Origin of the sequence: Rhizobium sp. 768_B6_N1_8, from assembly GCF_051811225.1 — a bacterium.
In the GTDB taxonomy this organism is placed as follows: domain Bacteria; phylum Pseudomonadota; class Alphaproteobacteria; order Rhizobiales; family Rhizobiaceae; genus Rhizobium.
The window spans coordinates 2,114,244-2,133,255 of sequence record NZ_JBPWPV010000002.1 but is presented as its reverse complement, the minus strand read 5'-3'; the positions used below and the strand labels follow the sequence as shown (position 1 = coordinate 2,133,255).

Below are 19,012 nucleotides of genomic sequence, written 5' to 3'. Positions count from 1 at the left end.
TCTATCCTTAGCGCTTCCTGCGCACGCGCAGCGCCTGATGCGGCTTGCGGGGAAGCTTGACGCCGAAAGCAGCATCCGGCTTGCCGCCGCGCACGATCGCGCCATGACGGGTGGGATGCGGGATGGGTGCGGCGACCTTCTCGGCCGGTGTGATCGTCATCTCCCAGGTATCGATGATATCGACATCGTAATTGTCGTCGTCGAGCGGCAGACCCGATGACCAGATGACCGGCTGGTGCTCGCCGAGATAGATCAGCCGGAAATTATCGTCGCCGTCCCGCGCACCCGAGACACGCGACCAGGGCCATTCACCGATAATGCCGAGCGGCTCCAGCCCGTGCTTCACATCCGCCTCGAGCAGATCGCGCAGGAAACCGATGCGCTTCCAGGCCTCGCCACGCAACTCGCCGCCCTTGGCCCACCAGATCAGGTCCTCGGGATGCGAATAGGTCTCGCCGTGGCCGGCATAACCGCCGCGCGCCATGGTGATCCAGTAGCGATGCACCAGTTCCCGAGCGGAGAGATTGCCCCAGGACTGCAGGATATCGCCCTCGTATTCCGGCTCGTCGTTGACGACCGGCTTGCCATAGGCGTTGCGCCATTCCTGCGTGCGCTTGACGTCGGGGTTCTGGATGCAGGTATGGGTGACCCAGGGCTTGCGATGGTCGAAATTCGCCGTCACGTCGCCATTATGGATCGAGCGCAGGTGTTGGTAGGGATCGTTTTCTTCGAGGATATGGAAGTAGCGGTCCCACTGCTCCATTGGCTTGGTATCAATCAGGAAGTCATATTCATTGGCAAGCGACCACCAGACATTCCGGTAAGCAGAAAGCCGCGCCGCGAGATAGGCGACATAGCGGAAATCCTGCTCGGCCGACATGTCGGCATAACCCCAGCGGTCATAGGGGTGAAAGATGATGATATCGGCCTCGATGCCGAGCGCGCAAAGGGCTGCCACCTGCCGGTCGAAATGCTGGAAGAGGGCAGGGTTCGGCCGGTCGAAATCTAGCCTGCCGTCAGCGCCTTTTTCGAAGCAGGCATGTAGCGGCTCATTGGTATTATAGGGATAGTCCTTCGGGAAGACGCCCATGCGGATCTTGTTGAAGCGGGTTTTCTTCAGCGTCTCCAGTGTCTGGTTCTGCATCTCCAGCGGCTGATGCGTCCAGGCATAGCAGGTCGTGCCGAAGGAGAAGAAGGGCGTTCCGTCGGCATAGCCGAAATGGAACTTGTTGCGCACCCGCACCGGTCCATGATTGCCTGCCGACGGCGCGGCTGCTGTAAACGAACCCGTCTTGCCGTCGAGTGCAGCCGTCTTTGAGCGCGTCTTGAAGGACCATTCGCCCCCGACGTCGGGCATGAAGCGGATGCGGTAGGTGCCGTTTCCATCATAAAAGCCCGGCACGCGGACCTCGCGGCTCTTGTGCGTGAACACGGCATCGAATGCCACGTCGAGATAGGGATTGCCTTCGGACGGGCCGGCAAAGGCCGCTTCGAACACGCCCCATTTTTCGACTGCTGCATCGGACATTCTGTCTCTCCTCGTAAACAAGATTTCGGTCAGCCCTTGACGGCTCCGGAGGTCAGTCCGGACACGAAGTAGCGCTGGAACATGAGATAGACGATCGTCGCCGGTAGCACGGTCATGACGATCGCGGCGTTGAGCTGGCCGTAATTGCTGGAAAACTGACCCTGGAACGACATGAGGCCGAGCGGCAGGGTCCACATGTGCTGGTCCTGCAAAAGGACGAGTGCCATGGCGAATTCGTTCCAGGTGGAGACGAAGTCGAGGATCAGCAATGCGGCGAGAACCGGCAGGCAGACGGGCAGGAAGATCCGCCGGAAAATGGTGAAATGCGTCGCGCCATCGATGAGGGCTGCCTCCGACAGCTCCTTCGGAATGCCCTTGAAGAAGCCGTGCAGGATGAAGACCTGATAGGGAACGCCGAAGGCGATATAGGGCAGGATGACGCCCGGATAGGTGTCGATGAGCCCGAAGGAATTCACCAGCGTGAAGAGCGGTGCGAGCATCACCTGGAAAGGGATCATCGTGCCGAAAACGACGAGCAGCAGGAGCGCCTTGCTGATCTTCAGCTTGATCTTGGCAAGCGCGTAGGCGGCCATTGCCGACAGCGCGAGGCCGAGCGGCACTTTGATGACCGTGATGATGACGCTGTTGAAGAAGGAGCTGGCAAAATTGCCGCGGCTCCAGGCGTCGGCGTAGTTTTGAAAGGCGAGTTCGGTCGGCGGCATGAAGGCGCCGGTGCTGGTGACTGCGGCCGGTGTCTTCAGTGAGGTGAAGACGATGAAGACGAAGGGTGCTACCCAGATCAGCGCGACAAGGATGAGGGCGATCCACAAGCCGATGAGGATGGGATCGCGCTTCAGGCGAAGGGGCTTGGTATCGATGTCGAGATCATCGGCTTGCGCTCCGAGAACTGTCACAATTCGACCTCCTCATGCTTTTGCGTCCAGCGCAGATAGGGGATGACGATCGCCATGGTGATTAAAAGCAGCACCACCGAGATCGCAGCACCGCGGCCGAAATCGAATATCTGCATGGCCTGGGTGAAGGCCCAAAGTGCCAGCATCTGGGTCGACTGGGCGGGACCACCGCCAGTCAGGCCATAGACGATATCGAAGGCCTTCAGCGACGAGATGATGGAGAGAACCAGAACGATGGTAATGGTGGGCCGCAATGCCGGCAGCGTAACATGCTTGAAGACGGCCCAGCGGCCGGCGCCATCGATGCGGGCGGCTTCCACCAGCGTCTGCGAGACGTTCTGAAGACCTGCGAGGAACAGCACCATCGAGAAGCCGACGGTTTGCCAGAGATAGGCGATGAAGACGGAATAAAGCGCGATATCCTTGTTGCCGAGCCAGTCCTTGATCCAGGTCTGCATGCCCCAGGAGGTCAGCATCTGGCTGAACAGGCCGAAGAAGGGATCGTACATCCACTTCCACATGGTGGCGACGGCGATCGGCGCAATGATGACGGGCAGGTAGAAGATGGCGCGCAGGCTGTTGCGGCCGAAAATCTTCTGATTGAGGCTGAGCGCCAAGAGCAGCCCGACCAGCGGCGGGAAGATCAGGCTCATCAGCGTCCAGATCACGGTATTGCGGAAAGCAACCCAGAAGACCGGATCGCGCGTGAAGATCGCCGTATAATTCGCGAGGCCGACGAAAGGCCGTTGCGGATCGAGCCCGTTCCACTTCTGGAAGCTGATAATAACCACGTTCAGCATCGGGTAGAGCGCGAAGATCGCGTAGATGGCCAGAGCCGGGACGAGCAGGATGAAGGCCTGCATGCGTGGATCATGAGTTGTTTGGCGCAATGACATGCTCACCTCCGGGCAGGGCACGGCCCTGCCGGTCTTGCGAATGCGGCGCCAGCCGACCGACATTGTGTCGGCCAGCCGGCGTCTCGGGAGGAGTTAGGTTCTACCGGCGATGAAGGCCTGCATCTGCTTGGCTGCTGCTGCCGGCTCGATGCTGCCGGAGGCGACATCGTTGATGACGCGGAAATATTCCGTCGTCACGTCAAGCGGGAAGGCCTGGTCGCCGTTCATGTAGATCTTGCTATAGGTCTTGAAGATATCCAACCACTCGGCTTCCAGAGGCTTCTGGTTGGTGTACTGGACATTCTTGTTGACCGAGATCGAGCTGATCTGGCCGACGAGATCCTGCTGCACTTTCGTCGACAGGAAATAGTCGATGAATTTCGCAGCCATGTCCGGGTTCTTGGTCTTGGTGCTGATGTAGTTGTACTCGGCGAAACCGTAGAGACGGTTGGTGTTGGTCGGGAAGGGGAAGATCCCGTAATCGTCGAGATTGACGCCGCTGCCGGACAGCTGGCCGACCAGCCAGTCGCCTTCCAGCATCATCGCCGCGCGACCGGCGGTGAAGAGACTATAGGACTGCTTGTTGTCGATGCCCATGAAAGGCTGCAGCGTATAGTCCTTCGTCCACTTGGCGAATTCGGTGAACGCGTCGGTCGCGCAGGGCTCCTTCGACCAGTCGAGCTTCATCAGCTTCAGCTGGTCGTGCTTTTCAGCACCGCACTTGGTTTCCAGGATCACATCCATCAGGCGCATGACGTGCCAGTTGACGGTGCCGCCGAAGGTGAAGCCCGGAATGCCGGCTGCCTTCAGCTTGTCGGCTGTGGCCAGAAGCTCGTCATAGGTCTTCGGCTCTTCGGTGATGCCGGCCTGCTGGAAGAGCTTCCTGTTGTAATAGACGGCCTCACCCTTGAAGGTGAAAGGGGTGCCGTGCTTGCCGCCCGGATAAAGATCGGCAAAGGCCGCCGCAGAGGGAAGCAGCTCGTCGTTCCACTTGTATTCGGTGTAGTACTTGTCGAGCGGCAGCGACAGGCCGGCCTTCACATATTCGCCGCCGAGGCCAAGGCCTGCCCAGCTGAAATAGATGTCCGGGCCGCGGTTGGAACCGGCAGCGACGCGCAGCGCCGTCTTGTGCTCGTCGACGGCGCGCTGGACGATCTCGATATGGGTTCCCGGGTTTGCCGCTTCGAAATCGCTCGCAACCTTCTTCAACGCCACGTTGGCGGCATTATTGTCGAAGTTCAGCGTCCAGAGCGTGATGTCCTCGGCCTTGACGGGGGTGACCGCAACAGCCGCAATTGCGATGGCGGCCATGCATGAAGACTTCAATTTTGCAGAAAGCGTCAGCATTACGTCCTCCTCTTGTAAGCTGGAGCCTTTCTTGCCGGATGCTCATTGACATGTCAACTGGTATGATGAGCTAACCATAGGAATGGGCGTCTTATGATCGATGCCAGTTTCGTTGAGGCCCTGGGGGAGGCGGCCGCGGCCGGGAGGATCCGTTTGTTGGAATGGTTATTTCGGGTTGGAAAACCTGGCGCCTTCTAGCTTCGGCGTCCAGCCTCGTGTGTGCACGGTAGCTCGATGCTCGTTGCGCTGACCAATGAGGAGATTGCCCCATCGCCTCTGATGAAGCATTCTTTGCCGCACTGAACAAGATGGAAATGATATCGGCTCAAGTGACAAGCTATCGATAAACGCGTGCGGCGTTGAGCGACATGCTCGCTCCGACCGACGTTTTGAAGGTGCTCTGCCATGAGCAAGTCTGGAAAGACGATCGTGAAGCCGCGCTCATCATTGACCACGACGGCAACCCGCCGCCAGGCTACACCATGTCGGCTCTAGTCGCCGCCAACCGCGGACATCGATTTGGCCGTGCCGCGCTTAAGAACAAGACGAAAGCAGCTCGAACGGTATTTCTCGGGGCTTGTTCGTCGGGTATCGTCTCCATCGGCGGCCTGGACGAACGGACGAGCTTCGCAACGCTCCTGAGCCGTGTCGGCACGAGCGCTGTCGTAGCGCCGCGCTGGAAAATTGACGCAGAGCTGGCATTGCCCATCCTCGACGAAGCGATAGCGGGCTTCGTGGCCGGGCAACCGCTGAACAAGGCGATGAGCTCTGCCGTCGCCGCCGCGATCAACCGGGGAGTGCCGGCATGGCAAGCCCATTCTTTTGTCATCGAGGGAGCCTGGGAATGAGCATTGCAGATGATCTCAACAAGAAGGGTGCGACGCCCGAGACGATCCTTCAGGTCCTGGATACGACCGTCTTCGAAGCATCGGGCGACCTATCGCCTGATGAGATGATGTCGAATTTGAAAGCGGTGGTCGATGACGAGGCAGACGTGGATGAGGCCCTCGAAAGGCTTCGCAAACATCCAGAACTCCTCAATGAAATTGCGTTGCTGTGGATTGCGCACGCTGCGTAGCAACCGGAGACCGAGCAACTGATTTCCGAGGCGATCGCGCACGCGGATCGCCAGATGCCGATGTTGGAGATTGGCGCGGTGACACTCATCGCCCTCTAAGCGATCTACACCTTCGGCCCGAACAAACCGACGAATGTGAAATGGACCATCAGGCAGCGCAAGGACGGAACGTTCGAAGAAATCAACACTGAGGCCGGATATGCCGATTTCAGTGAGCCGGTAAAGGCATTTCTTGGACTGTTTTCCGGAGCGAGTAAGGCGAAGAGATAAGACTGACTGGGATGGCATTTCCGGCCGCCGGTCCTTCAAATCAACCACTATCGATACTTGAACCTCGTGGTCACTGAAACGTCGAAGTACACAGGAATCTGACGTAGGCATAAATTCGTAATTACGCGATACCCAAAAAAACGGCGAGGGACCGGGTGACTGCTAGGAGAGCATCATCTTCCAGGCGACCAATCATCGTACCAATTCTTTCGCGTTTCACGGACATGGCTTTGTCCACCATCACTTGCGAGGCTTTCCGCAATCCGCTTTGCGCGGTTGGCTGAATTGTTGGCCGAATGAGCGGCGCGTCGATGAGTGTACTGGAAATCAGCAGCACACTGACCGTGCCTGTGGCGTCGAACTGATCGGCCTGGATGACAAGTGCCGGACGAGGCTTGCCGAAATCGCCGCTGATTACGACGGTGACGATGTCACCACGCCTCACGCTTCACCTTCGGAGTCCAGGTCGCCGAGAGCGGCATCGAGGAAATCTTGCAAATCACGGTCGCCAGCATCGGCAAGGGCTGACTGAACGGACTGACGATGGCATTCGGCGGCAAAACCGGGGCGGCGAGTATCGGGGACCCATATCTGCACCGGTCGCAGGCCGGCAGCCCGCAATGTTTCACGACGCTTTTGAACTCTTTCGTTGACAGAGGTGGCCATGAGGAAACTCCCTTGACGTTGTTACATGTAACATAAGAACCAGCTGCTGTCATGTCAACGTGGCCGGAGAAGAGAAGCGCCAGCTTTCCTCGGCTCATGGGGAAACGAACAAGCTTTTACCGAGGCAACGATTCGACTAGAGAATATACGACCGTCAGCAGGGTGTTCGCGACCAGCACCAGCGACCAGCGATGATGTCCCTGGGAGTGGTGTAGCTCGTTCGATCGTCGAGCTTCCCGGGCGGAGCCGGGAACGGGTCAACTTGAGCGGGCAAGTTGATAAGCGGATCATCGCTCATTGTAGCGATGGTTTCCAGTGTCATGTATCGCGAGCGCTGAACAGCCCACTCGTCATTTTGCTCCAGCAACAAAGCGCCGACGAGTCTGACGATGGCATCGTCGTTGGGAAAGATGCCGACGACCTCTGTCCTTCGCTTGATCTCGCCGTTCAGCCGTTCAATGGGGTTCGTGCTGTGAAGCTTGGTCCAGTGCTGCTTGGGAAAGGTCAGATAGGCGAGGACATCTTCCTCGGCGCTATCCATGAGGCCGGCGAGTTTCGGCACCTTCGGCCTGATCTGATCGGCGACGTTGCGCCACTGTTGGCTGGCAGCTTCCGGCGTGTCCTGGGCAAAAGCGGTTGCAATGAACGCTGAGACCACGCGTCGCCCGCTCTTGCCGGCATGCGCCAGCGCATTGCGCATGAAGTGAACCCTGCATCTTTGCCAGGCAGCGGAAAGGACCTTGGACACGGCGGCTGAACGCAAAAGTCCGCGGCTACAGTTTCAAAATCCAGAGGTCCGCAGTCATCGCCGCGACCGGGCACAAACGGGTTCCTCAATTTAGAAAACCGAAAATATCGGACCGACCGCGATTGAGAGACGCCGAAAATCTGCTCCAAGCCGGGTGTGACTACGGTTGGACTACGCCCTCCCTTCGTGGCGGGCGCTAGTCTAATCCTGACTGAGAGAGAATCGGACCTTGATCGCCGCTACGCATTAGCTACCAAGCAATCGCGGAAACGCTTCAGTTTTGGTCGCGGTCACTTTTAGTGAGCGCTTCAGCAACGTGTGGCCGTAGCTCTAGCGCCTCTACATGCCTTCATAGGTTGTGTAGGACCGGGCAAGTCGAGCAGATCTTCGTTCGGTCGAAGGCGGGTTGCCATGCGTCTCGACATGACGGACTTTGAGGCGTCCATCGCCGCGAGGCTGCACCAGCCAGTCATGGCCCGGACGATCTCGCCCGGCTCGGAGGTCGGGCTGCGTGATTGGACGACGCCCGGCATCCAGAATGGATAATTGCGTCGTTTCACATTTTGGAGATTTTTCCTACGATCTCTCACGAAATCTCGGGAGGATTTCGGCGTATCCACGGACATCGGCCTCTAATCGAGTGGCGTGATGGATCATCGACAGGGGAGGTTGCTGATGATGTCGGATACGCTGACGACCGCTCTCCAGGATTGGCGCAAGGGACGGCGCGCGGAGGTCCTCGATCTCAGGGGTCACGTGGTCGAAACCTTGAAAAGGGCGGGCCAGAGCGCGCCTGTCAATCAACGGATCGTCGAGATCGCCCGCGCCATCGGAGCGCGGCAGCCTTTCGGCGCAACCGTCAAACGCCACCCTTATCGAGGCATGAATGGCCGTTACCGGCCGGAGCAACAGTATGAGAGGAGAAGTTCATGGGTTGGGATGAGACGCGCGGTCCGCGGATTGCATTTGTTGGAACAGGCGCGCAAGGCGCGTCCATCGGGGCGGATTTCGCCTTGGCAGGCCTTGACGTCACCTTCATCGAGCAATGGCCGGAGCATGTGATGGCGATCCGTGAAAAGGGCATCACGGTGAACCTGCCGAAACGCACCATCAATGCGAAGGTCCCGGCTTTACACCTGTGTCAGGTCGCCGAAATCAAGGAACCCTTCGATGTCGTGTTCCTCGTGGTAAAAGCCTACGACACCAAATGGGCATGCCAGCTGATCGAGCCATGTCTGGCGCCTGATGGGCTGGTCGTCGGTCTCCAGAACGGCATGACGCATGAGGATATTGCCGACGTGGTCGGCCGCGAGCGGACGATCGGCGCCGTCATCGAAATCGCCTCCAATATGTTCGTGGCCGGCGTCACCAACCGGCAGAACGATCATGACACGTCCTGGTTTGCGCTCGGCGCGCTCGATCCGAAGACGCAGGATCGCGTGGAAGCAGTCGCCGATCTGCTGCGCAATTCCGGCACGGTCGAAGTGATGGACGACATTCGTTCCGCCAAGTGGATGAAGCTTGTCGTCAATGCCGCCGAACTTATTCCGTCGGCCATCATCAATCTGCCGCTCGCCGATGCAGCGCGCGCACCGGGCATGCTCGAGGTCATGCGGGCCGCCGGATATGAGGCGATGCGGGCAGCACTCGCCGACGGAGCCAAAATCGTTCCGATCATCGGCATGCCGCCGGTGACCACCAATCATCCGGAACGTTATGTCGATCAGATCTTCGAGGAAGTGCTGAAGACCTTTTCACAGGCCGACACATTGACGACGTCGCTGCAGGATTGGCGCAAGGGGCGCCGAGCGGAAGTTGGGGAGGTCAATGGCTGGGTTGTCGATATACTGCGCGTGCACGGACAGGAAGCCCCGGTCAATCAACGGGTCATGGACGTGGCTTTTGATATCGAAGCCGGTCAGATCGATGCGCGCCCGGAGAATGCAGCACTACTGATCGAGGCATACCAGGCCGTGATGGCACACAGCTAGGACAAGAACAGGCGGCTTTTTGGGGCCGTGGTAAATATCCACGGCCACCCGTCGTCGTTCATCGCCGGTGCATTTTGATTGGCTAGACCGTGCTTTGCCGTGTCCAGCTCCTCTGCGTGGATTTGAGGCTTTCTTCAATTTGAGCGGCGGCGTGCTCAAGGGCAAGCCGCGGCGTCTTATTGCCGAGCAATGCCTCGTGGATCTCTTCGCCGAGGACCTTCTCGATCGTCGTATATTGTGGGATCTTTGGGCGCTGCCAGGTCTGCAGAAGGTTCTTCTTGGCGAGCTGGTCCACGAAACGCACGATCGGCGAACTTGCGGCAGCCTCCGGATCGGCACTGACGGAAAAGCGCGGCGCGACCGGAAATCCGTTTTTCACATGCGCTTTCATTGCTTCTCTCGATGCCATCCAGGCGATTGCATCGGCGGCCAGTTCCACTCGTTCCTCGGGCAGATTTGTCGGAATGCAGAAGAGAAAGCCCCCGATCGGCGAGGCGCGCGTGCCGCCCGGGCCAGAGGGCTGAGGCAGATATTCGACCCTGCGCTTGACGACCGACTGGACGTCATATTCGAAGCGAGCCGCGCGCATGGTCCAGAAATAGCCGAGACTTGCTTTTCCTTTGAGAAACACTGCGAGCGTCTGGTCCCAAGCCATTTCAAGGATCTTGGGCGGAGAGATTTCGAGCAGCCTGCGCATATAGTCAAGCGCCGCAAAACCAGCGTCGGACAGAATCGTGCAGCTCAATTCTTCGAGGTTGACGCCCTCAAGCGTGAAGCCCGCGCGGATCTTGCGCAGCGAAATCGCCGGTTGACCGCAGGCGCCCATGAAAAACAGGAAGCTCGAGGCGATCGGCATGCCGCGCGCACCATCCCAGACCGCGCCGAACATTCCCTCATCGGGAGCGTGAAATTTGCGACCGGCATTGATCACATCATCGAATGTCTTCGGGAACGACAGGCTCGCATCGGCAAACAGGTCCTTTCTCGCTGCAAGGACCTCGATGGTGCAATAGCCGGGAACGCCATAGTCACGCCCTTCCCAGGTCGCTGAAGACCAGATGGAGGGATGGAAATCGAGCGGGTTGATGCCCGTCTTCTGGATATATTGGTCGATCGGCCTGATAACGCCGCTCTCGGCGAATTCGCCGAGCCAGGGCATGTTGATGGCGATGACGTCGTAATCGGAAAGCCGCTTGGCGCCATTTTCGCGCGCGCGTCGATAAAGGTCGGGAAGCGGCAGAAGGTCGAAATTCTTGCGCGAAGCGAGGTTGCTGCGGAAGTCGGCCCACATGTTGCGCATTGCGGAGAAATAATTGTCGTCGTTCAGGAGAAAACGAAGCTCGATCTGCGATTCCGCGCGCTTCTGCACCAGCCGCATCGGCGGGATGATTTGCGAACCGAGCGGGGTTCCCCCGAAATAATACTCATCCTCCTCCTCGCCTGCCCGCAGCCCCAATGTCTGGGCGAGCAGGGATTTCGTCTTGCGGGCATAAAGCTCGAAGGAGCGAAGCAATTGTTCGCTCGGCTGCAGCGCGAAGCTCTTGCCTGTCTGTCCCTTGGCGACCTTGAGAATGTAACCGGCATCGATGAGGCGATTGATCAATCGCATCGAGGTTGCATAGGGAAGACCGGATTCCTGCCCGAGCGTCGAGATCGAGACAGGCTGGCTCAGAATATGCGACTTGATCAGGAACGTGACGATAAGCCAGATCGCATCATCATCGGCCGCTTCGACGACCTCTCTGAAGGGGCGGCGCGTTTTCTCGATGAAATCGATGACGCGCAGCATTTCATATTCGTTCACGTCGGCCTCCCAACCGTCGCGCTGCCTGCAATCAGACTAGCCGGCAACTCTTCCGCTCGCCAGCCCCGTCAATGCGCTAAATGGCCTTGAGGGCGTGCGAAGCAGCAGCCTTTTCCCGGCCCAGGCCAGCAAGGCGCTCATATTGTTCGAAGAGCACGAAGAAGTCCTTTTCGGCAAGACCATCGGCGAAGGCTGCCTCGTACTGCTGGCGGATCATCGAGGCGAGATACATCGGAACATGATCGGATTTTGCCGCCCCAAGGATCAGGTCGAAGTCTTTCATCATCTGTGAGACGGAAAACGCGGGATCGAAATTGCGGTTGACCAGCAGGTCGCGCTTGTAGGCGATCAGCGGTGACGAGACAGCGCTCTCGCAGATGACGTTGAGCATGGTCTCGACGGTCAGATTTCCCTTTAATCCAAGCGTCAATGCCTCCCCAAGAAGGGCTGCCGTTGCGCCGACGAGCGCATTCAGCACGAGTTTCAGATAGCGTGCCTGCTCGCCTTCGCCGAGATAGAACCGTTTCGCTGAAAAGCTCGCCAGAACGGGCTCGACCTTTTTATATGCCTGTTCGGGACCAGAGACCATGACCGAGAGCAGACCCGAGGATGCGGTGATCGTACTGCCCGAAACGGGCGCACGCACATAGTCGACGCCCTTGCGGTGAAGGGCTTCTGCAACTTCGGCCGAAAGTTCTGGCGAAACGGTGCTCATCTCCACCAGGATCTGGCCGGGCTTGAGCAGTTCGACAAGCGTGGAGGGTGCAAGTGTGAGCTGACGCAGCACCTCGTCATTCGGAATGGTCAGGATCACTATGTCGGATGCCTCGACCAGATCCTCCAGGCTGTGGGCGACGTTCGCGCCCTGCGCAACGACGGAAGCACGGTTTTCCGGAAGTGGCTCATAGACGGACAAGGCATATCCGTTCTCGAGGACGCGCCGGCTCATCGGCGCGCCCATCTTGCCGATTCCGGCCCATCCCACTTTCAACGTCTCGCTCATGCAAAACCTTCCTTCCCCGGAGGCGTTCGCCAACCGGAATTCTCGATGCAGCTCTATGTCGAAGGAGCGCCAGCGAACCGGGCGAAAACATGCCTCAACTCGGCGCAAGCGCCGTCTCCTCCCGAAGAAATACTAGCGTCAGCCGAAGACCTATTGCTGCATTGAAAATATCCATTTCGGACAATTAAGGATTTGTCGAAGCGCAGGTTGATCCTCTAGCCTTCGCTTCGGATCGCACGGCGGTTCCTGTGGGAGGAATATTGCCGTCAACATGTTGGAGATGACGCGGAAGCCAGCGCTTCCGCGCCTGATCCCGCGTCGTCAGCGGTTCGGACAGTTCAGGGGAGGGGTGGATCAGATGAGGCGGCCTGCCGTCCCGGTCGGATCCCATCGCACCGCGACCTGTCGCATTCGCCCTGTCCGTCACGTCTGACGGTCTCAGCTGCGACGGGAGTTCTATTGGGAGGGAATGCCATGAGTGGATCGGTCAACAATAAGGTCGTCATCGTAACCGGCGCGGCGCGCGGTATTGGCGCGGGCATTGCCGCCGATCTTGCCAAAAATGGAGCGCGCGTGGTGATTGCAGATCTCAATCTTGATAGCGCGCAGCAAACCGCATCAAAAATTTCCTCTGCGGGCGGCAGCGCGGTTGCAATTGCCGTCGATGTCTCGAGCCGTTCCAGCGTCAGGGCGCTGATCGACGAAACCGTATCTCGTTTCGGCCGCCTCGACGTCATGTTCAATAATGCCGGCATCAGTCAGACCTGCCCCTTCATGGAGGTGACGGATGAGGATTTCGACAGGATCATGGCGATCAATGGCCGCGGCGTTCTGATCGGAACCCAGGAGGCGGCACGGCAAATGATCGCTCAGGGCGATGGTGGCAAGATCGTCAACACTGCCTCGATCGCCGGAAAGCAGGGCTACCCGTTGTTTGCCCATTATTGCGCTTCCAAATTCGCGGTTGTTGCGATCACGCAGGCGGCTGCCCGCGCGCTTGCAGAACACAAGATCACGGTCAACTGCTTCGGCCCGGGTGTCGTCAAAACCGAGCTGTGGGAACAGCTCGACCGCGAGTTCATCGAGCGCGGCCTGACGGAAAAGCCGGAACAGGCGATCAATGATTTTTCCCAATCGATCCTTCTGGGGCGGGTATCGCTTCCCAAGGATATCGCCGGCGTCACGACGTTTCTCGCCTCCCAGGCATCCGACTATGTCACCGGCCAGACCATCATGGTCGATGGCGGCATGGTGCTGATCTAAAAGGGCGAGCGCTGTGACAGGACCGACCGGAAAGCGTCTTGCTTTGGGCATCGGACCGGTCTGCGACGGCGGCTCAATAACAAGTTCATCATGAAAGGCGTGAAGATGAAGGCTGTACGGTACTATTCCAAGAAAGATATTCGCGTCGAAGACGTGCCGGCGCCAAGCGGCCGCCTGGGCGACGACATGGTGCTGATCGACCCCCTGGTTTGCGGCATCTGCGGTACCGATATCCACGAGTATATTGCAGGGCCGATCGTCACCCCGGCCACCCCCCATGTCTATTCCGGCGCCACGCTGCCGCAGATCCTCGGTCATGAATTTTCCGCACGTGTGCTGGAGGTCGGCAGGAACGTCACGCATGTTGCTCCAGGCTCGCGCGTCTCGATCCAGCCGCTGATCTCGCCGCGCGACGATTATTATGGCCGGCGTGGGCTCTTCCACCTCAGCGAAAAGATGGCCTGCGTCGGCCTGTCATGGGACTGGGGCGGAATGGGCGAGCGCGCCGTCGTCAATGGCTATAACGTCTTTCCGGTCCCAGACAGCGTCTCCGATGTTCAGGCAGCGATGATCGAGCCTGCTGCCGTCGCGCTTTACGGCGTCGATCGCGGTCGCGTCACCTCCGGAAGCTCGGTGCTGGTGTCTGGTGTCGGTCCGATCGGCGCCCTCGTGCTCCTGGCGACAAAGGCGGCAGGCGCCACGACGATTTTCGTCTCGGAACTCAATCCCAACCGCAGGGCGCTGGCCAAGACGCTCGTCCCTGAAGCGATTGTCTTCGATCCGCGCGAGACCGATACCGAAGCGCTGTTCCGCAGCCACACTGAGGAAGGCGTCGGTGTCGACGTCGCCTTGGAATGCGTCGGCGCCGAGGCGTCGCTCAATCTTTGCGCCAAGGCCGTCCGGCGTCAGGGCACGGTCGTGCAGGTCGGGCTTCACGTCCGGCCGGCGGCAATCGATGCAATGCTCTGGGCGCTCAAGGACATCACCGTCGAAGCCACCTGGTGCTATCCGGTGCAGATCTGGCCGCGCATCGCGCAGATGATCGGAGCGGGAATCTTCCCGGTCGAAAAGATCGTCACGGCGCAGATCGCCCCGGAGGACGTGGTCGAAGAAGGCTTCGAGGCCCTGATCGATCCGGCCGCCTCCCACATGAAGATCCTCGTCAACATGAAGGCCTGATCAAGGAATTTCCAAACGCCAAACCTTCGACGACCACGCCATTGCCTGAATTCGAAAGGAATTAGACATGCATTATGTTGTTCATTGCCTTGATCACGAGGGCGCTGTCGACAAGCGCCACGCCAATTACGACGCCCACAAGGCCTATCTGTCGACCGGCAAGACCAAGACTGTCATCTCCGGTCCGCTTCTGGCCGACGACAACGAGACCATGATCGGTTCGCTTTTCGTTTTCGAGGCCGATACCAAGGAAGAAATCGTTGCGTTCAACAAGGCCGATCCCTTCACCAAGGCCGGCGTTTGGAAAACCGTCAACATCCACCCGTTCAACAAGCGAGTGGACAATCGATGACCATGCGCGAAGATAAACCCGTCATCGCAGCGCTGGTCGGTCTCGGCTGGTGGGGTCGCAAGATGGCGAGCCTCGTCAATGCCGGGGGCGCGAAAATGCATTTCGTCCGCGGCATCGATCCCAATCCCGACGCAGCCGCCTTTGCTGCCGAGATGGGCTTGCAATATTCCCATGACATGGCGGAAGCGCTCGCGGATCCGACGATCGAAGCCGTTGTGCTCGCGACACCGCATTCGCTGCACCGGGAACAGATCGCGCGTGTCGTTGCAGCCGGAAAACACGTCTTCTGCGAAAAGCCGCTGGACCTGACCAAGGCTGGCGCGCAGGCATCGGTGGATCTCTGTCGCGATGCGGGACTTGTCCTCGGCATGGGCCACGAGCGTCGTTTCGAGCCGCCGATCGCTGCAATCCTGGAGGCTGCAAAATCGGGCAAGCTTGGCAGGCTTCTGCAGATCGAGGCGAATTTCAGCCATGACAAGTTTCTGGCACTCGATCCCTCCAATTGGCGGCTGAAGGCCGATCAGGCGCCAGCAGGCGGCATGACGGCGACCGGCATCCATCTGACCGACCTCTCGGTGAAGCTGATGGGCCCTGCCGCGGACGTGCGCGTCGTTTGCGAAAATCTCGCGTCTAGCATCCCGCAGGGCGATACGATGAGTGCTCACATCCGTTTTTCAGGCGGCGGGACGGCCTATGTCTCGGCAACGCTCGCCACGCCCTTCATCTCCCGCTTCGCCGTCTTCGGGACGGAGGGATGGATCGAAGTGCGCGACAGGGCCCATGTCGAGGCACCCGATGGCTGGGTGGTAACCGAAGGCTGGAAGAACGAGAAGATCACCGTTCGTGAGCTGCCACCCGCCGAACCGGTCCGTGACAATCTGAGGGCATTCGCCCGGGCGATCCGTGGCGAGGCGCATTATCCGATCACCGGTGAGGACATGATCAACAATATCGCTCTGCTGGAAGCGATTGTACGCTCCGCAAAGAGCGGCACGCTCGAGAAGGTCTGAGGAGAAGGACATGAAAGCTCTGGTTTTCGAGGCTCCCGAAAAGCCCGTCGTCGCCGAGGTTGGAATACCGGACCTGTCGCCGAACGAGGTTCTCGTCCACACCAAGGCGGTTGGGATCTGCCACTCCGATTATGAACTGCTTGCCGGCCGCTACATCATCCCGATCTCCTATCCGGTGACACCAGGGCACGAATGGAGCGGCGAAATTGTCGAAGTCGGACGCAACGTCCAGGGCTTCAGCAAGGGAGACCGCGTTGTCGGCGAATGCGTGGTGCGCACGCCTGAGCGCCTACATCATTTCGGCTTTTCGATCAGCGGCGCTGACCGCGAGTATTTCACGGTCAATCCGGAATGGCTTCATAAGCTGCCGGACGCCGTGGACGACAAGAAAGCCGCGCTGATCGAGCCGTTTACCTGCGGTTTTTATGCCGTCCTTCGTTCCGGGGGGACAAATGCCAGCGAAACCGTCGTGATCTCGGGTGGCGGTACGATCGGCCTTGTGTCGGCTGCAGCCGCCATCGGCATGGGCGCGCGCGTGATCGTCGTCGATCCGCTTGCCTCGCGCCGGGACGTCGCAAAGCGGCTCGGCGCAGACGTCGCGCTCGATCCATCTGACGGCGGTGCGGCAGAGACGATCCGCGAGCTGACCGGCGGAAAGGGGGCCGATCTCGTCATCGAGGCCTCCGGTCACGATGCCTCGCTTGCGGCAGCATTCGACTACGCGCGCGAGGAAGGCCGTGTGTCGATGGTCGGCATCAATATCGGCCGCAAGGTGCCGGTCGTGATCGGCCAGATTCAGATGAAGAACCTGACGGTGCGCGGTTGCATCGGCTCACCGGGTGTATGGCCGGCTGCTATTCGCTTTCTGGAACGGACAGGCATCGATCTGTCGCCGATCCAGACGCATGACTTTGCCCTGACGGAGGCGGTCCAGGCCTTTGCCTTCGGACAGGATCCGACCAAGAGTATCAAGATCACACTGTTGAACGGTTGAACCCATGACAAAGCATGCCCTGATTGTCGGCGCGACTGGCATTACCGGAAGCAACCTAGCCGAACTCCTGCTTGCCGCGGGTGACTGGGGCGTATCGGGCCTGTCCCGATCCGTCAGCCCGATCGCCGGGGTGCAAACGCTTCAGTGCGATCTCGTCGATCCGGATTCCGTCCGTGGTGCGCTGCTCGGTCTGCGGCCAAGCCACGTCTTCATCACTGCCTGGTCGCGCCAGGAGACGGAAGCGGAAAACTGCAAGGTGAACGGGGCGATCGTCCGCAATGTGCTCGATGGCTTGCAGGGCGCAAGTGTCGGCCATGTCGCGTTGACGACTGGCACGAAGCATTATCTCGGGCCGTTCGAATCCTACGCCAAGACACAGCCCGAGACCCCTTTCCGCGAAGAGCAGGAGCGCCTGCCGGGGGAAAATTTCTACTATGTCCAGGAGGATGAGGTGTTTGCTGCCGCAGCCCGCGACGGCTTTACCTGGTCGATCCACCGGCCGCACACGCTGATCGGCTATGCCGTCGGCAATGCAATGAATATGGCTGCAACACTCGCAATCTACGCATCGATCTGCAAGGAGACGGGAAGGCCGTTCGTCTTCCCTGGATCGCCGCAGCAATGGCAGGCGACGACCGATGTCACCGATGCGCGCCTGCTTGCCCGGCATCTTCGATGGGCCGCAACCACGAAGGAAGCGGCCAATCTCGCGTTCAACGTCGTCAACGGCGAGGTCTTCCGGTGGAAATGGTTGTGGCCGCGGATCGCCGCCTATTTCGGCATTGAGGCAGCACCCTATTCCGGTGCGCCCGACCCCCTCGAAAACCAGATGGCGGGCGCAGACGAGATCTGGAACGGAATGGTCAGAAAATATGACCTGCAGCCCAATGCGCTCTCGCGGGTCGCCTCCTTCTGGCATTCGGACGCAGATCTCGGTCGGCAGGTCGAGACCTTCAACGATATGGGCCGCAGCCGCAAGCTCGGCTTCATGGATTATCAGGACACGACCCAGTCCTTCACCGACGCTTTCGACCGCCTGCGCGCGGATCGCATCATACCCTGATTGGAGGAGGACCGCATGAGTGCCGACGTCACAGCACCGGTTTCGCCGGCGGGATATTTTACCGAGGAAAACTCGATCGAGACCGTCAATGCGCGCATGGCCAAGGACGTCAATCCGCGGCTCGCCAAGATCATGGCATCCCTCGTGAAGCATCTCCACAATTTCGCGCGCGAGATCGAGCTCACGCAGGAGGAATGGGAATTCGGCATCGATTTCCTGACGCGCACGGGCCACATCTGCACGCAGGAACGCCAGGAGTTCATCCTGCTCTCGGATACGCTCGGTCTTTCCATGCTGGTCGACGCCATTAACAACCGGCGGCCACAAGGGGCGACCGAAAACACCGTCTTCGGCCCGTTCCATGTCGAGGGCGCTCCCGTACGCCGTATGGGCGATCAGATCTGCCTCGACGGCAAGGGCGAAAGCTGTCTGTTCACCGGCCAGGTGCTCGATCTTGACGGCAATCCGGTTGCGGGCGCCCGCATCGATGTCTGGTCGGACAATGCGGAAGGCTATTACGACGTGCAGCAGCCCGATATCCAGCCGAAGTGGAACAATCGCGGTGTCTTTATCACCGGCTCCGACGGAGCCTACAGCTTCGTCGGCATCAAGCCGGTTTCCTATCCCATTCCCGATGACGGACCGGTCGGCAAGATGCTGGCGTCGCTCGGACGCCATCCCTATCGTCCGGCCCACATGCACTACATGGTCCGCGCCGACGGCTTTGAGAAGCTCGTGACGCACACTTTCGTCGGGAAAGACCCCTACCTTCAATCAGACACCGTTTTCGGGGTGAAGAAGACGCTGGTCACGCCTTTCGAACCTGTCGAGAACGGCGACACGCTGTGGCGCTCCGATTTCGATTTCGTCCTCACGCGCACCGGGCAGGGGCGCTAGGAGGCCGGC

19 protein-coding genes and 2 pseudogenes are annotated in these 19,012 nt (G+C 59.4%); 12 read left to right on the top strand and 9 right to left on the bottom strand.

The features are described 5' to 3' along the window. Window positions 1-7 precede the first annotated feature (7 nt). The 4 genes from AB8B33_RS34200 to AB8B33_RS34185 all read right to left on the bottom strand — a co-directional run bounded on the left by AB8B33_RS34200 (window position 8) and on the right by AB8B33_RS34185 (window position 4,685). Window positions 8-1,528, bottom strand: coding sequence for a DUF5060 domain-containing protein (locus AB8B33_RS34200; RefSeq protein WP_439018773.1), 1,521 nt, complete (start codon window positions 1,526-1,528; stop codon window positions 8-10). 29 nt (window positions 1,529-1,557) lie between these two features. Further along, entirely contained in the window at window positions 1,558-2,442 is an 885-nt protein-coding gene (locus AB8B33_RS34195; RefSeq protein ID WP_007812244.1) for a carbohydrate ABC transporter permease, read from the bottom strand. Further along, window positions 2,439-3,338, bottom strand: coding sequence for a carbohydrate ABC transporter permease (locus AB8B33_RS34190; protein WP_439018772.1), 900 nt, complete (start codon window positions 3,336-3,338; stop codon window positions 2,439-2,441). Before AB8B33_RS34190 ends, AB8B33_RS34195 begins: the two co-directional genes overlap by 4 nt. 93 nt (window positions 3,339-3,431) lie before the next feature. Then, window positions 3,432-4,685, bottom strand: coding sequence for an ABC transporter substrate-binding protein (locus tag AB8B33_RS34185; protein ID WP_439018771.1), 1,254 nt, complete (start codon window positions 4,683-4,685; stop codon window positions 3,432-3,434). A gap of 359 nt (window positions 4,686-5,044) precedes the next feature. On the opposite strand from AB8B33_RS34185, the gene AB8B33_RS34180 reads away from it, so the two are divergent. Continuing rightward, window positions 5,045-5,533 carry a CHAT domain-containing protein gene (locus AB8B33_RS34180; RefSeq protein WP_439018770.1) on the top strand — a complete coding sequence of 163 codons (489 nt, stop codon included), beginning with the start codon at window positions 5,045-5,047 and terminating at the stop codon, window positions 5,531-5,533. Continuing rightward, on the top strand, window positions 5,530-5,763 hold the full coding sequence (locus tag AB8B33_RS34175; RefSeq protein ID WP_439018769.1) for a hypothetical protein: 234 nt from the start codon (window positions 5,530-5,532) through the stop codon (window positions 5,761-5,763). Before AB8B33_RS34180 ends, AB8B33_RS34175 begins: the two co-directional genes overlap by 4 nt. 391 nt (window positions 5,764-6,154) lie before the next feature. On the opposite strand, the gene AB8B33_RS34170 is transcribed toward AB8B33_RS34175, so the two are convergent. The 3 genes and pseudogenes from AB8B33_RS34170 to AB8B33_RS34160 form a co-directional block, all read right to left on the bottom strand. Further along, window positions 6,155-6,478 carry a type II toxin-antitoxin system PemK/MazF family toxin gene (locus AB8B33_RS34170; RefSeq protein ID WP_439018768.1) on the bottom strand — a complete coding sequence of 108 codons (324 nt, stop codon included), beginning with the start codon at window positions 6,476-6,478 and terminating at the stop codon, window positions 6,155-6,157. Then, window positions 6,475-6,699, bottom strand: coding sequence for an antitoxin MazE family protein (locus tag AB8B33_RS34165; RefSeq protein WP_439018767.1), 225 nt, complete (start codon window positions 6,697-6,699; stop codon window positions 6,475-6,477). Before AB8B33_RS34165 ends, AB8B33_RS34170 begins: the two co-directional genes overlap by 4 nt. Window positions 6,700-6,964: 265 nt before the next feature. Then, window positions 6,965-7,453: pseudogene (locus AB8B33_RS34160) on the bottom strand (transposase); the annotation flags it as partial. 405 nt (window positions 7,454-7,858) lie between these two features. Here AB8B33_RS34160 and AB8B33_RS34155 point away from each other — a divergent pair. The 3 genes and pseudogenes from AB8B33_RS34155 to AB8B33_RS34145 all read left to right on the top strand — a co-directional run bounded on the left by AB8B33_RS34155 (window position 7,859) and on the right by AB8B33_RS34145 (window position 9,438). After that, window positions 7,859-7,993, top strand: coding sequence for a hypothetical protein (locus AB8B33_RS34155; RefSeq protein ID WP_310380319.1), 135 nt, complete (start codon window positions 7,859-7,861; stop codon window positions 7,991-7,993). A gap of 102 nt (window positions 7,994-8,095) precedes the next feature. After that, window positions 8,096-8,266, top strand: a pseudogene (locus AB8B33_RS34150) (ketopantoate reductase C-terminal domain-containing protein); the annotation flags it as partial. A gap of 110 nt (window positions 8,267-8,376) precedes the next feature. After that, the gene (locus AB8B33_RS34145; RefSeq protein ID WP_439018766.1) at window positions 8,377-9,438 is read left to right on the top strand and encodes a ketopantoate reductase family protein; all 1,062 of its coding nucleotides are present in this window, start codon (window positions 8,377-8,379) and stop codon (window positions 9,436-9,438) included. Window positions 9,439-9,520: 82 nt separating this feature from the next. Here the strand turns inward: AB8B33_RS34145 and AB8B33_RS34140 are convergent, their stop codons facing one another. After that, window positions 9,521-11,242, bottom strand: a complete 1,722-nt coding sequence (locus AB8B33_RS34140) for an extracellular solute-binding protein (RefSeq protein ID WP_113320229.1) — start codon at window positions 11,240-11,242, stop codon at window positions 9,521-9,523. 76 nt (window positions 11,243-11,318) lie between these two features. Further along, window positions 11,319-12,245, bottom strand: coding sequence for an NAD(P)-dependent oxidoreductase (locus AB8B33_RS34135; protein WP_439018765.1), 927 nt, complete (start codon window positions 12,243-12,245; stop codon window positions 11,319-11,321). 474 nt (window positions 12,246-12,719) lie between these two features. Between AB8B33_RS34135 and AB8B33_RS34130 the strand changes: the two genes are divergently transcribed. The 7 genes from AB8B33_RS34130 to AB8B33_RS34100 all read left to right on the top strand — a co-directional run bounded on the left by AB8B33_RS34130 (window position 12,720) and on the right by AB8B33_RS34100 (window position 19,003). After that, entirely contained in the window at window positions 12,720-13,508 is a 789-nt protein-coding gene (locus AB8B33_RS34130; RefSeq protein WP_439018764.1) for a glucose 1-dehydrogenase, read from the top strand. Window positions 13,509-13,598: 90 nt separating this feature from the next. After that, entirely contained in the window at window positions 13,599-14,687 is a 1,089-nt protein-coding gene (locus AB8B33_RS34125; protein WP_439018763.1) for a 2,3-butanediol dehydrogenase, read from the top strand. 67 nt (window positions 14,688-14,754) lie between these two features. Then, the gene (locus tag AB8B33_RS34120) at window positions 14,755-15,039 is read left to right on the top strand and encodes a YciI family protein (protein ID WP_113320225.1); all 285 of its coding nucleotides are present in this window, start codon (window positions 14,755-14,757) and stop codon (window positions 15,037-15,039) included. After that, window positions 15,036-16,049 (top strand): Gfo/Idh/MocA family protein, encoded by a 1,014-nt coding sequence (locus AB8B33_RS34115; protein ID WP_310380334.1) that lies wholly within the window; start codon window positions 15,036-15,038, stop codon window positions 16,047-16,049. The genes AB8B33_RS34120 and AB8B33_RS34115 overlap by 4 nt, the downstream gene beginning before the upstream one ends. A 10-nt stretch (window positions 16,050-16,059) precedes the next feature. Next, complete coding sequence (locus AB8B33_RS34110) at window positions 16,060-17,043, top strand: zinc-dependent alcohol dehydrogenase (protein ID WP_310380336.1); 984 nt, start codon at window positions 16,060-16,062, stop codon at window positions 17,041-17,043. A gap of 4 nt (window positions 17,044-17,047) precedes the next feature. Then, complete coding sequence (locus tag AB8B33_RS34105; RefSeq protein ID WP_113320222.1) at window positions 17,048-18,106, top strand: SDR family oxidoreductase; 1,059 nt, start codon at window positions 17,048-17,050, stop codon at window positions 18,104-18,106. Window positions 18,107-18,121: 15 nt separating this feature from the next. After that, the gene (locus AB8B33_RS34100; protein WP_439018762.1) at window positions 18,122-19,003 is read left to right on the top strand and encodes an intradiol ring-cleavage dioxygenase; all 882 of its coding nucleotides are present in this window, start codon (window positions 18,122-18,124) and stop codon (window positions 19,001-19,003) included. Window positions 19,004-19,012 lie beyond the last annotated feature (9 nt).